The sequence below is a fragment of the Streptomyces sp. NPDC046303 genome (assembly GCF_055588085.1).
The window spans coordinates 1-12468 of sequence record NZ_JBVJFA010000070.1; the positions used below are offsets into that span (position 1 = coordinate 1).

At 71.1% G+C, this 12468-nt stretch carries 12 protein-coding genes; 4 read left to right on the forward strand and 8 right to left on the reverse strand.

The genetic code is table 11. The features are described from left to right. Nucleotides 1-6: 6 nt before the first annotated feature. Nucleotides 7-570: a DUF2617 family protein gene (locus tag ACZ6I1_RS34425; protein WP_469293006.1), complete on the reverse strand. Its 564-nt coding sequence runs from the start codon at nucleotides 568-570 to the stop codon at nucleotides 7-9. A 700-nt stretch (nucleotides 571-1270) separates the two neighbouring features. Here ACZ6I1_RS34425 and ACZ6I1_RS34430 point away from each other — a divergent pair. Both ACZ6I1_RS34430 and ACZ6I1_RS34435 read left to right on the forward strand, forming a co-directional pair. Beyond that, nucleotides 1271-2461: a pyridoxal phosphate-dependent aminotransferase gene (locus tag ACZ6I1_RS34430; RefSeq protein ID WP_469293007.1), complete on the forward strand. Its 1191-nt coding sequence runs from the start codon at nucleotides 1271-1273 to the stop codon at nucleotides 2459-2461. A 160-nt stretch (nucleotides 2462-2621) separates the two neighbouring features. After that, nucleotides 2622-3812: a hypothetical protein gene (locus tag ACZ6I1_RS34435; RefSeq protein WP_469293008.1), complete on the forward strand. Its 1191-nt coding sequence runs from the start codon at nucleotides 2622-2624 to the stop codon at nucleotides 3810-3812. Nucleotides 3813-3840: 28 nt separating this feature from the next. On the opposite strand, the gene ACZ6I1_RS34440 is transcribed toward ACZ6I1_RS34435, so the two are convergent. Both ACZ6I1_RS34440 and clpB read right to left on the reverse strand, forming a co-directional pair. Beyond that, complete coding sequence (locus ACZ6I1_RS34440) at nucleotides 3841-4380, reverse strand: type III secretion system chaperone family protein (RefSeq protein ID WP_469293009.1); 540 nt, start codon at nucleotides 4378-4380, stop codon at nucleotides 3841-3843. Between the two features lie 123 nt (nucleotides 4381-4503). Further along, the gene (gene clpB, locus ACZ6I1_RS34445) at nucleotides 4504-7104 is read right to left on the reverse strand and encodes an ATP-dependent chaperone ClpB (RefSeq protein ID WP_469293011.1); all 2601 of its coding nucleotides are present in this window, start codon (nucleotides 7102-7104) and stop codon (nucleotides 4504-4506) included. A gap of 132 nt (nucleotides 7105-7236) precedes the next feature. Between clpB and ACZ6I1_RS34450 the strand changes: the two genes are divergently transcribed. After that, the gene (locus ACZ6I1_RS34450) at nucleotides 7237-7641 is read left to right on the forward strand and encodes a pyridoxamine 5'-phosphate oxidase family protein (protein WP_469293013.1); all 405 of its coding nucleotides are present in this window, start codon (nucleotides 7237-7239) and stop codon (nucleotides 7639-7641) included. Nucleotides 7642-7771: 130 nt separating this feature from the next. On the opposite strand, the gene ACZ6I1_RS34455 is transcribed toward ACZ6I1_RS34450, so the two are convergent. Next, nucleotides 7772-8053, reverse strand: coding sequence for a (2Fe-2S)-binding protein (locus tag ACZ6I1_RS34455; RefSeq protein ID WP_469293015.1), 282 nt, complete (start codon nucleotides 8051-8053; stop codon nucleotides 7772-7774). Between the two features lie 386 nt (nucleotides 8054-8439). On the opposite strand from ACZ6I1_RS34455, the gene ACZ6I1_RS34460 reads away from it, so the two are divergent. Next, complete coding sequence (locus ACZ6I1_RS34460; protein WP_469293016.1) at nucleotides 8440-9537, forward strand: helix-turn-helix transcriptional regulator; 1098 nt, start codon at nucleotides 8440-8442, stop codon at nucleotides 9535-9537. Nucleotides 9538-9599: 62 nt separating this feature from the next. Here ACZ6I1_RS34460 and ACZ6I1_RS34465 read toward each other — a convergent pair whose 3' ends face one another. From ACZ6I1_RS34465 to ACZ6I1_RS34480, 4 genes are all read right to left on the reverse strand, one after another. Then, nucleotides 9600-10064 (reverse strand): heat shock protein transcriptional repressor HspR, encoded by a 465-nt coding sequence (locus ACZ6I1_RS34465; protein WP_069920923.1) that lies wholly within the window; start codon nucleotides 10062-10064, stop codon nucleotides 9600-9602. Nucleotides 10065-10066: 2 nt separating this feature from the next. Continuing rightward, on the reverse strand, nucleotides 10067-11248 hold the full coding sequence (gene dnaJ, locus ACZ6I1_RS34470) for a molecular chaperone DnaJ (RefSeq protein WP_469293017.1): 1182 nt from the start codon (nucleotides 11246-11248) through the stop codon (nucleotides 10067-10069). Nucleotides 11249-11287: 39 nt separating this feature from the next. Then, the gene (gene grpE / locus ACZ6I1_RS34475) at nucleotides 11288-11956 is read right to left on the reverse strand and encodes a nucleotide exchange factor GrpE (RefSeq protein ID WP_469293019.1); all 669 of its coding nucleotides are present in this window, start codon (nucleotides 11954-11956) and stop codon (nucleotides 11288-11290) included. Further along, nucleotides 11956-12468: Hsp70 family protein (locus ACZ6I1_RS34480; protein WP_469293021.1), on the reverse strand; the 513-nt coding region annotated here is incomplete at its 5' end. The genes grpE and ACZ6I1_RS34480, both read right to left, overlap by 1 nt.

Sequence of the window (12468 nt, forward strand, 5' to 3'; positions counted from 1 at the left end):
ATTCGGTCATGTCCCTTGTAAATTTAGTCCAGACCCTTCCCCTCCCCCCCCCCCCCCCCCCCCCCCCCCCCCCCCCCCGACCCGGGTCCGGGTGGCCACCAGTTGACCCTCCTGCGGGTACGCGTGCCAGGTCCGCCAGCGCACCTGGCCCTCGTAGTGCTGCGCCAGCATGGCGGTGAAGGCGTGCGGACTGCCCGGAAAGGTACCCGCCAGTCCGTTCGGGTGGTCGGCCACCAGTGCGAGCAGTTCCTGCGCCCGCCCCGCGAAGGAGCCGCGGGACAGGGTCTCGACCCGGGCGGCGAACTCGTACTCCCAGTCGCCCACCCGCTTGGCCACGCCGAGCGGCAGCGGCGTACTGCTGCCGGGCATGCAGGCGACCGTCTCGGAGCAGAGCACCTCGCCCTCCTCCAGGAGCACCTGATGAGAGGCCCCGAGCAGGCGCAACTCCACCTTCGCACCGGACAGTTGGAGGTTCAGTACGGCCAGGGCGGGCAGCCGGTCCCGACCCAGGGCCCAGGCGAGATCGGCGGCACGCGTGTCGGTGTAGGTGGTCTGGAGGGTCGTGAGCATGAGTCGGCTCCGCAAACGCGCGAGGGAGATGGGCCGGGGCCCGGGGCCCGCCAGCGGTAGTCAACGGGTGGGGGACACCGGCACGGGTCCACTGGGGGTCCCCCCAGCGGTAGCTGGGGGAGAAGTCCAGGGAGGTCCGAGGACTGGTCTACTCAACCGAGGGAATCATGAAAGGCACGGCACTCACAGCGTTTTTACCCAACTTGACGGGGTTTACATCCCCCCGGGGGCTCCACAGTTCACGTGTTCAACGACATGTGCCCCGCGCGTCGCGATGCATGCGCGCAGGAGAGGACGCCCGGTGGAAATCAGCCCCCCGGGCGCCCTCGTCCATGCGGTGCCGGCTGCCCCGTGTCAGCTGGAACCGCATCCCCCGCCACCGCCGCAGGAGGACGAAGATCCGCCGCAGGACGAGGACGATCCACTCGAACACGAACCCGACGAAGAACCGCTTCCGCCGGCCCACCAGCTGCTGCTCTTACCGCCGCCGCCACCGGAACCGGCGGAGCGGACCGCCACGGCCACGATGAATCCGACGACGAGAAGTCCGATCACCACGAAGACGAACACCATGCCCGCCCCCTCTCTCACGCCCCGGTCTTCCCGGGGGGCGGGATCCCCGCGTCCCGCGTGAAGGGGGGATGCCCGCAGGCCGCACGGCCCAAAGCACACTTGAGCAAGTCCAGAGGTTCCCCCCAGGATGGCGCCCATGAGCGCACCCGTGAGCAGCGACCGCCCGTTCCTCAACCGCCGGCTGGCGGCTTTCGGCACCACGATCTTCGCGGAGATGTCGGCGCTGGCCGCCCGTACCGGGTCGATCAACCTGGGCCAGGGCTTTCCCGACACCGACGGCCCGGCCGGCATCGCCGAGGCGGCCTCCCGCGCGGTCCTCACGGGCCTCGGCAACCAGTACCCGCCCGGCCCCGGCATCCCCGAGCTGCGCACCGCGGTCGCCGCGCACCAGCAGCGCTTCTACGGGCTGGCGTACGACCCCGACACCGAGGTCCTGGTCACGGCCGGTGCCACCGAGGCCATCGCGGCCGCCCTGCTGGCCCTGCTCGAACCGGGCGACGAGGTCATCGCCCTGGAGCCGTACTACGACTCGTACGCGGCCTGCATCGCGATGGCCGGCGCCGTCCGGGTCCCCGTCACCCTGCGCCCGCACGGCGGAAGCTTCTCCCTCGACCTGGACGAACTGCGCGCCGCCGTCACCCCGCGCACCCGCCTGCTGCTGCTGAACACCCCGCACAACCCGACGGGCACGGTCCTGACCCGCGAGGAGCTGGCCGCCGTCGCCGCGCTCGCCGTGGACCGCGACCTCCTGGTCGTCACGGACGAGGTCTACGAGCACCTGGTCTTCGAGGGCGCGCACCTCCCGCTGGCCGGGTTCCCGGGCATGCGGGAGCGCACGGTCACCATCTCCTCGGCGGGCAAGACCTTCTCCTTCACGGGCTGGAAGGTCGGCTGGGTCACGGCGCCCCCGGAGCTGGTGACGGCGGTCCGCTCGGCGAAGCAGTTCCTCACCTACGTCTCCTCCGGTCCCTTCCAGTACGCGATCGCCGAGGCCCTCGCCCTGCCCGACGCCTACTACGAGGGCTTCCGCGCGGACCTGGCCGCCAAGCGCGACCTCCTCGCCGACGGCCTCGCGGCGGCCGGCTTCGAGGTCTACCGCCCGCAGGGCACGTACTTCATCACCACCGACATCACCCCGCTCGGCGAGAAGGACGGCCTGGCCTTCTGCCGTGCCCTGCCCGAGCGCTGCGGGGTGGTCGCCATCCCGAACCAGGTCTTCTACGACGACACGTCCGCCGGGGCCACCCAGGTCCGCTGGGCCTACTGCAAGCGGACGGAAGTACTCCAAGAGGCGGTGTCCCGCTTGCGGCGCCTCTAGCCCGCCGCTGGCTCCGCACGGCACCGGCCGTCCGGGCCGGTCGTTTTACAGGTCTGCTTGCGGGGTGTGCGAGGCCGGTGTGAAGCTGACGGCCTGGAACGTGCCCGTAGCTCTCATCATCGGATGAGCGTACTCACGAAGAGCAGGAAAGTCGGGATACATGGCAACGGGCAGGGTCTCGGTGTCCGCGTCGCCCCTGGAGATGCGCGCCGTCAAGGCGGTGCGGGCGGCCGCGCCGGCCACGGTCATCGCGCTCGGGGTGTTCGCCGCCGTACGCGGCGCCGGCGTACTGGTCCTCACCCTCGGCTCCTGGTGGGCGGGCAAGGACCCGCTCCGGGTCCTCGGCCGGTCCTGGGACTCCGTCTGGTACCTCGGGATCGCCGCCAACGGCTACGGACGCACCCAGATGTGGCCCAACGCCACCACGGGCACCGGCTCCATCCAGAGCGACTACGCCTTCTTCCCGCTCTACCCGGCGCTGATGAGGCTGGTCGGCTCCGTGCTGCCCGGCGGGCTGGTCCCGGCCGGGATCCTCGTCGCCTGGGTGTGCGCCGCGGTGGCCGCCGTCGGTGTCTACCGGATCGGCGCATGGGTGATCGGGCCGCGCGCCGGGCTGCTGCTCGTGGGGCTGTGGGCGGCGCTGCCGCACGCCGTCGTGCTGAGCCTGGCCTACACCGAGGCGCTGCTGGCCGCGCTCGCCGCCTGGGCGCTGTACGCCCTGCTGCGCGAGCGCTGGCTGTGGGCGGCCGGCCTCGCCGTGCTCGCCGGGCTGACCCGGCCGACGGGGCTCGCGGTCGCCGCCGCCGTCTCGGCGATGGCCCTGTACGCGATCGCCACCCGCCGGTCGCGCGCGCCCGAGGTGTGGGTGGCCGGGCTGCTGGCCCCCGCGGGCTGGGCGGCGTACGTCGTGGCCGTCGGGGTGCGGGTGCGCGATCCCCTCGGCGGGTACTTCTCGGTGCAGCGGCGCTGGGGCTCGCGCTTCGACTTCGGCGCCGGGGCGCTGCGCTCCGCGGAGCGGGTGCTGACCGGCGGGCACGTGCCGCTGGCCACCACCGTGACCGTGGTCCTGCTGGCCGCGGCCGGGCTGCTGGCGATGCTGCTGGTGCTGGACCGGACCCCGCTGCCGCTGCTCGCCTACACGGGGATACTGCTGCTGATCGCGTACGGCGGGGCCGGGTTCTTCGAGTCGAAGCCGCGGTTCCTGCTCCCGGCGTTCCCGCTGCTGCTGCCGGTGGCGGCCGTCATGGCGAGAGCCCGGCCGCGCACCGCGGTCATGGTGACCGCGGCGCTGGCCGGACTCAGCTACGGCTACGGGCTGTACCTGCTGCTCGTGGCCCGCGTACCGCTCTAGGACCCGGTACTGGCGTCCTTGGGCGTTGTCAGGCGTTGTTGTCGCCCTCGTCGTCGCCGCCGGTGGAGTCGATCTCCTTCTCCAGTCCGAGCTGCTCGACGAGCCACTTGTCGAACTCGATGGAGGCGCGGACCCAGCTGACCGTGGAGGACACGAAGTGCTCCAGGCTCACGCCGGTACCGATCAGCATCTGCGCTTCACCGATCAGACGGACCGAGCCGTCGTCGTGGGTGTGGCTGTAGACCTTCGGCCACAGGGTGCGGCGGTTCCAGTCGTCGATCGACTCGAGCAGCTGGGGCTTCTCGTCGATCTTGTGCGGACGGTCGTAGAAGGTCCGCACCGAGAAGACCTGCTGCTCGTCCTCGCCGCGGAACATGAAGTACGTGCGGAACTCCTCCCACGGCGCCGCGAGGTCACCCTCGTCGTCGACGACGTACTTGAGCTCCATCTGCTCCAGCAGCTGCTTGACCAGATCCTGGTCGGGGACGACGGGGCCCGCCGGTCCTGTGGCCTGCGGATCGGGCTGCTGCCCTCCGAAGTTCGGAATCGAGGCCGGGTCGATGCTCACCGTGTACTTCCCTTCGTGCGGATACCTGCATCCTCCCCCATGCCGCCCACCCCGTGTCCAGCCCGGCGGCCCACGATCCGCTCCGGGCGGACAGGGGGTGCGTCCGTCGGGGTGGTGGCGGGGTTACAGCGCCTTGCCGACCAGCAGGTCTTCGCCCGCCACGTCGACACGGACGGTGTCGCCGTCCCTGACCTCGCCGGAGAGGATCTCCTTCGCGAGGCGGTCCCCGATCGCCGTCTGGATCAGGCGGCGCAGGGGCCGGGCGCCGTACGCGGGGTCGTTGCCCTTGTCCGCCAGCCAGGCCAGGGCCTGCGGGGTGACATCCAGGGTCAGGCGCCGGTCGGCCAGCCGCTTGGCGAGGCGGCCGATCTGGAGCTCCGCGATGTGCGCCAGCTCGTCCCCGGACAGGGCGGAGAAGACCACCACGTCGTCGAGGCGGTTGAGGAACTCCGGCTTGAAGGAGGCCCGCACCACGTCGAGGACCTGCTGCTTCTTCTGCTCCGCGGGGGTGGCCGGGTCCATCAGGAACTGGCTGCCCAGGTTCGAGGTGAGGACCAGGATCGTGTTGCGGAAGTCGACCGTGCGGCCCTGGCCGTCCGTGAGGCGGCCGTCGTCGAGGACCTGGAGCAGGATGTCGAAGACCTCGGGGTGGGCCTTCTCCACCTCGTCCAGGAGGACGACGGAGTACGGGCGGCGGCGGACGGCCTCGGTGAGCTGGCCGCCCTCCTCGTAGCCGACGTAGCCGGGCGGGGCGCCGACGAGCCGGGCCACGGAGTGCTTCTCGCCGTATTCCGACATGTCGATGCGGATCATGGCCCGCTCGTCGTCGAACAGGAAGTCGGCCAGGGCCTTGGCCAGCTCCGTCTTGCCGACGCCCGTCGGGCCCAGGAAGAGGAAGGAGCCGGTCGGCCGGTCGGGGTCGGCGATGCCGGCCCGGGTGCGCCGCACGGCGTCCGAGACGGCCCGTACGGCCTCGCCCTGTCCGATCAGGCGGCGGCCCAGCTCGTCCTCCATGCGCAGCAGCTTCTGCGTCTCGCCTTCGAGGAGGCGGCCGGCCGGGATGCCGGTCCAGGCGCCCACCACGTCGGCGATGTCGTCGGGGCCGACCTCGTCCCTGACCATGCTGTCCTTGGCGGTACCGGCCTTCGAGGCCTCCTCCTCGGCCTCGGTGGCCTCCGCCAGCTCGCGCTCGACGGTCGGGATCTCCCCGTAGAGCAGCTTGGAGGCGGTGTCGAAGTCCCCGTCGCGCTGGGCGCGCTCGGCCTGGCCGCGCAGGTCGTCCAGGCGCTCCTTGAGCTCACCGACGCGGTTGAGGGACTGCTTCTCCTTCTCCCAGCGGGCGGTCAGACCGCGCAGCTCCTCCTCCTTGTCGGCGAGGTCCTTGCGGATCTTGTCGAGGCGTTCGAGCGAGGCCGGGTCGGACTCGTTCTTCAGCGCCAGCTCCTCCATCCGCAGCCGGTCCACCGAGCGCTGGAGCTCGTCGATCTCCAGGGGGGAGGAGTCGATCTCCATGCGCAGCCGGGACGCGGCCTCGTCGACGAGGTCGATGGCCTTGTCGGGCAGGAAGCGGGAGGTGATGTACCGGTCGGAGAGGGTGGCGGCGGCGACCAGCGCACTGTCGTTGATCTGGACCTTGTGGTGGGCCTCGTAGCGGCCCTTGAGGCCGCGCAGGATCGCGATGGTGTCCTCGACGGAGGGCTCGGCGACCAGCACCTGCTGGAAGCGCCGCTCCAGCGCCGGGTCCTTCTCGATGCGCTCGCGGTACTCGTCCAGGGTGGTCGCGCCGACCATGCGCAGCTCGCCGCGGGCCAGCATGGGCTTGAGCATGTTGCCCGCGTCCATGGCCGAGTCCCCGCCGGCGCCCGCGCCGACGACCGTGTGCAGCTCGTCGATGAAGGTGATGATCTGGCCGTCGCTGGACTTGATCTCCGCCAGGACGGTCTTCAGCCGCTCCTCGAACTCACCGCGGTACTTGGCGCCGGCGACCATGGCGCCCAGGTCGAGGGAGACGAGCCGCTTGTTCTTCAGGGACTCCGGGACGTCGCCCTTGACGATGCGCTGGGCCAGGCCCTCGACGACGGCCGTCTTGCCGACGCCGGGCTCGCCGATGAGCACCGGGTTGTTCTTCGTGCGGCGCGAGAGCACCTGCACGACGCGGCGGATCTCGTGGTCCCGGCCGATGACCGGGTCGAGCTTGCCCTCGCGGGCGGCCGCGGTGAAGTCGGTGCCGAACTTCTCCAGCGCCTTGTACTGACCCTCGGGGTCGGGGGTGGTCACCCGCCGCCCTCCTCGTGCGTTCTGGAAGGCGTCCAGCAGCTTTTTCGCGCTCGCGCCCTGGGCGGACAGGACCTCACCGGCCGCGCCGCCCTTGGCGGCGATGGCGATGAGCAGGTGTTCGGTGGAGAGGTAGTCGTCCCCGAGCTTGCCCGCCTGGGCGTCGGCCTCGGCGAGTACGGCGAGCAGCTCGCGGGTGGGCTGCGGGGGCGCGACCGTGGACCCGGTGACGCTGGGCAGGGCGGCGAGCAGCCGCTCCGCGCCGTTGCGGACGGCGACCTGGTCGGCGTCGGAGGCCGCGAGGAGGTCGGTCAGGTTCTCGTTGTCCTCGCCGGCGAGGAGCGCCAGCAGCAGGTGCGCGGGGGTCAGGTCGGCGTGGCCGTCCTTGACGGCCCGGCTGGTGGCCGCGTTCAGCGCGTCCCGGCTCTTGTTGGTCAGCTCGGCATCCACGGGTGGGTCGCTCCTCTCTGGCGGAACAGAACTATGACATAAACAACCTACGCAAAGTTGAGTCTATTCCACTCAAGGCCGCTCCCGGTACCCTCGCCCGGCCCCGGCCCGTACGCCCCGTACGCTCGGCCCATGCCCCATGACGTACTCAACCCGACGCCCGAGTACCTCGCCTTCTGGCGGGAGCGGCACGTCTGCACGCTGACCACGCCGCGGCCCGACGGGACCCCCCACGTGGTGCCGGTGGGCGTGACGTACGACCCGGAGGCCGGCCTGGCCCGGGTGATCAGCAACAAGCACAGCAAGAAGGTCCGCAACATCCTGGCGGCGCAGCCGGGCACGGCCCGGGTCGCGGTCTGCCAGATGGAAGGACGCCGCTGGGCCACCCTCGAGGGGCACGCGGTGATCCGTACGGACGAGGCGTCGGTCGCCGACGCGGTGGCGCGCTACGCGGAGCGCTACGGGCGGACGCCCTCACCCCATCCCGACCGCGTGGTCATGGAGATCACCCTGGACCGGGCGATGGGCAGGGCCTGATCCGCAACCGCATCGTGTCCGTCCGACGGATGGACGCGGACATCACAACGGCGCCATCGTGGTCAGGTCCACGATGGCGCCGTTGTGTGGGGGTAGCACCTGAGCGATCTGCAACGACGGGGGAATCGCTTCAGGCACTGCGGGGGGTGGCGGTGGTGATATCAGGTTCGAAGAGCTGGTGGTCGCGCTGGTCGAGGTTGACGAAGACCATTCCGTAGCGCACCTCGCAGCGGACGGGCTGCGGCGCGCCGCGGGGGCGGCGCAGGCAGCGGTAGGCCCGGACGTCTTCGTCCTCCTCGCGTACGACCACGATCGGCTGCCCGAACAGGGTGACGACCAGGGAGTCGCCGGGATAGGGGATCGCAGTGGCCAGATCGATGAACTGCCATCCGGAGCGGTATGCGGAGGCCATTTCGCGACGGAAGCCGCGATCGTCGGGGGTCACGCGGACACCGTCACAGGGGCCTCGGTCCAACCCGTATCGGTGCCGCCCAGCCGGCTGCTGGTCCAGCCGGTGTCCACGTACTTGCCGGCGGGCGCCGTGGTCCAGCCGGTGTCGAACTCCGTGCTCGTCAGGGTGCTGGCCTGACCGTCCCTAGCGCTCCCCGCGTCACTTTCGACGGCGCTGACTGCCCCAAAAACTGCAACGGCGGAGAAACCTATGGCAAGCACCGAGCGAAGCATTCTCTTGAACATGGTCGGCTTCGTCCTCACTTGATGGAATCCTCTCCCCCGCGTGACAGACGATGGCTCATTCAGGCACGTCAATGCCACAGGGACGATGCATCATGTTCTTGCATGTTCAGGACCCTGGGGGGTGGAGATTTGACGCAAAACCGGACAAACCCGATACATCCCCACCCCGTCACGTCTATGTGCGGTGAGGGAACGCGTCTCTACGCGACGGCGCTCAGCACCGGCCGGATCGCCCGGAGCGAGATCGAAAACGCCCCCTGCCTGCTTGAATTCGCCCTTCTGCAGCCCGACCCCGATGACGCGAACCAGCTCCGTCCGGTTCCGCCGTCCGTCGCGCTGGCCCAACGGCTCCACCCGATTGAACGTGAGATCCAGGACCGCCGGCGCAGCGCTGTAGATCTCACCGACACTTTCGAGCCTTTCCTCGCCATCAGCGCACAGAGCCCGGCCAACACCCACGCCATCACCGTGCTGGAGGGCTTCGAGCGGATCAACGCCGCCCTGAACCTCGCGACGGCCGAATGCCACACCGAGGTCCTGACCGTCCAGCCCGGCGGCGCCCGGCCCTCCGAGGCCCTCGCCCAGGCCCTGGGACGCGACCAGCCGCTGATCGACCGCGGGGTCAGCATACGGACCCTCTACCAGCACACCGCGCGGCACAGCCAGGGCACGCTGGCCTACGTCGACCGGATCTCCGCGGGCAAGGTGGAGATCCGCACGCTCGAAGAACTGATAGAGCGCCTGATCATCTTCGATCGCACGGTCGCCTTCATCCCGGTGAGCGACGACCGGCGGGTGGCCCTGGAGCTGCGCCACCCGGGGCTGGTCGACTACCTCATCAAGGTGTTCGAGCAGCTCTGGCACCGGGCCGTGCCGCTCCAGGAGGAAGTGACCTACCGGACCACCCCCGGCGGGATATCGGGCGTGCAGCGCAGCATCGCCCAGCTGCTCATCGAGGGCCACGTCGACGAGGCCATCGCCCGCCGCCTCGGCATGAACGTGCGCACCTGCCGCGCCCACATCGCCAAGCTCGCCAGCACCCTCGGCAGCGGCAGCCGGGCCCAGCTCGGCTACCTCATCGCCCAGTCCGGCATCCTGGGGCGGCCCGCCGCACCCGCGCAGCCCTGCGACCCGGACCCGCACTCCGACTCCCACCCGGACCCGCACCCGGACCCGGACGCGGCCCTGGAAGGCCTCTAGAACGGCCTCGGGCCCCGCCCTGGGAGGGGCGGGGCCCGAGGAGGCGCCGAAGGGCGGCCGGGTCAGTCCAGGGGGCGCTTGGGGCGCCAGACGACCAGGGCGTTGCCGGGCTGCGGAGGCTGGTACGGAACCAGGTCGCGCCGGTAGGAGGCGTGCACCTGGGCCTCGCGGGCCCGGAGCGTGGCCGCCGCGCCGTCCACCGCCGCCGAGAGCTCGGCCACGCGCTGCTGGAGCGCGGCGACCTGGTTCTCCAGCTCGATGATCCGCTTGATGCCCGCCAGGTTGATGCCCTCGTCCTGGGACAGCGCCTGCACCGTGCGGAGCAGCTCGATGTCACGGGCCGAGTAGCGCCGGCCGCGGCCGGCCGTACGGTCCGGGGAGACCAGGCCGAGACGGTCGTACTGGCGGAGGGTCTGCGGATGCAGCCCCGAGAGCTGGGCGGCCACCGAGATCACGTAGACCGGGGTCTCATCGGTGAGCTGGTAGCCCCCGCCCAGGCGGGAGGACTGTCGTCGGCGGCCGTCCATGGTCATGCTCCCTTCGCGGACTCGAACAGCGCGGTGCGCGGGTCCTGCGACTCCGTCGCCTCGCGGTACATCTCCAGCGCCTCGCGGGCCTTGTCCGACAGCTCGGTCGGGACCGCGACCTCCACCGTCACCAGCAGGTCACCGCGGGTGCCGTCCTTGCGGACCGCTCCCTTGCCGCGGGCCCGCATGGTGCGGCCGTTGGGGGTGCCCGGCGGCAGCTTCAGCGTCACCGAGGGGCCGTTCAGGGTCGGGACCTTGATGTCGGCGCCCAGCGCCGCCTCGGCGAACGTCACCGGGACGGTCACCGTCAGGTTGTCGCCCTTGCGGCCGAACACCGGGTGGGAGTCGACGTGCACGACGACGTACAGGTCACCGCTGGGACCGCCGCGCTCGCCCGGCGCACCCTTGCCGCGCAGCCGGATCCGCTGGCCGTCGGAGACGCCCGCCGGGATCCTGACCTGCATGGTGCGCGAGCTGCGGGCGCGCCCGCTGCCCTTGCAGACCTCGCACGGGGTCTCCGCGATCAGCCCGCGGCCCTTGCAGTCCGCGCAGGGGTCGGTCAGCGAGAAGCCTCCGCCGCTGCCCCGCGAGACCTGCCCGGTGCCGACGCAGGTCGTGCACACCCGGGGCGTGCCGTTCTTGTCGCCGGTGCCCGAACAGGCCTTGCAGGGGGCCTGCGAGGACATCCGGAGCGGGACCGTGGCCCCGTCCACCGCCTCCGTGAAGGAGAGGGTGACCTCCGACTCGATGTCCTGGCCGCGGCGCGGCTGGGTGCGGGTGCCCGCACCGGGGCCGGCGCCGCGGTTGAACAGGCCGCCGAAGACGTCGCCCAGGCCGCCGCCGAAGCCGCCGCCCGCGCCGCCCGGCTGCGCGCCGCCGAAGAGGTCGCCGAGGTCGAAGTTGAACGAGCCGCCGGCCCCGCCCGGCCCGGGGCGGAAGCCCCCGTTGCCGAACAGGGCGCGCGCCTCGTCGTACTCCTTGCGCTTCTTGGCGTCGCCGAGGATGTCGTTCGCCTCGGAGATCTCCTTGAAGCGCGCCTCGGCCGAGGCGTCGCCCTTGTTGGCGTCCGGGTGGAACTCGCGCGCGAGCTTCCGGTACGCCTTCTTGATCTCGGCCTCGGTGGCGTCCTTCGGGACACCGAGGACCTTGTAGTAGTCCTTCTCCACGAAGTCCTTCGTGCTCATCCCCGGTGTCCCTCCTCTCGTACTGCTGCGTGTGCGACCTCAGCCGTTGTCGGCTGCATCCGCGTCCTTGTCGGACGACGACGCGTCGCCCTCCGACGACTCGGACTTGGGGGCCGCGCCCGGCTGGGGCTCGGCCACCGCGACCCGCGCGGGACGGATCGTACGCTCGCCGATCCGGTACCCCGGCTGCAGGATCGCCACGCAGGTCGTCTCGGTGACGTCCGGCGCGTACGAGTGCATCAGGGCCTCGTGGATCGTCGGGTCGAAGGGCTCGCCCTCCTTGCCGAACTGCTGCAGGCCCATCTTGGCCGCGGCGGTCTCCAGCGATTCGGCCACCGACTTGAAGCCGCCGACCAGCTCGCCATGCTCCCGCGCCCGGCCGATGTCGTCCAGGGTCGGGAGGAGTTCCGTCAGGAGGGACGCGACCGCGATCTCCTTGACGGCGATCCGGTCCCGCTCCACCCGGCGGCGGTAGTTCTGGTACTCGGCCTGGAGCCGCTGGAGGTCCGCGGTGCGCTCGCCGAGCGCCGTCCGGGCCTGGTCCAGCTGTGCGAGCAGCGCCGTTTCCTGGCCGACGGCCTGAGCTCCCGCGTCCCCGGCCGGGGCCGCCGCCTCCTCCGAGGCGGAGTCGGCGGCCTTCGGCTCGTCGGACGTGCCGTCGACGGGGACTTCGGGCTTCTCGTCAAAACCCGGGGTCTCCTCCGACATCAGGCAGCGCCACCCTTCGGCTTCTCGTCGTCGACGATCTCGGCGTCGACCACGTCGTCGTCGGCCTTGGCCTGACCGGCGTCACCGGCAGCGCCGCCGGCGGCGCCCTGAGCGGCCTGGGCGTCGGCGTAGATGGCCTGGCCGAGCTTCTGGCTGACCGCGGCGAGCTTCTCGGTCGCGGTGCGGATCTCGGCGGTGTCCTCGCCCTTGAGCTTTTCCTTCAGCTCGGTGACGGCGGCCTCGACCTCGGTCTTGACCTCGGCCGGGACCTTGTCCTCGTTGTCCTTGACGAACTTCTCCGTCTGGTAGACGAGCTGCTCGCCCTGGTTGCGGGACTCGGCCGCCTCCTTGCGGCGCAGGTCCTCCTCCGCGTACTGCTCCGCCTCCTGGCGCATGCGGTCGACCTCGTCCTTGCCGAGCGAGGAGCCGCCGGTGACGGTCATCTTCTGCTCCTTGCCCGTGCCGAGGTCCTTGGCCGTGACGTGCATGATGCCGTTGGCGTCGATGTCGAA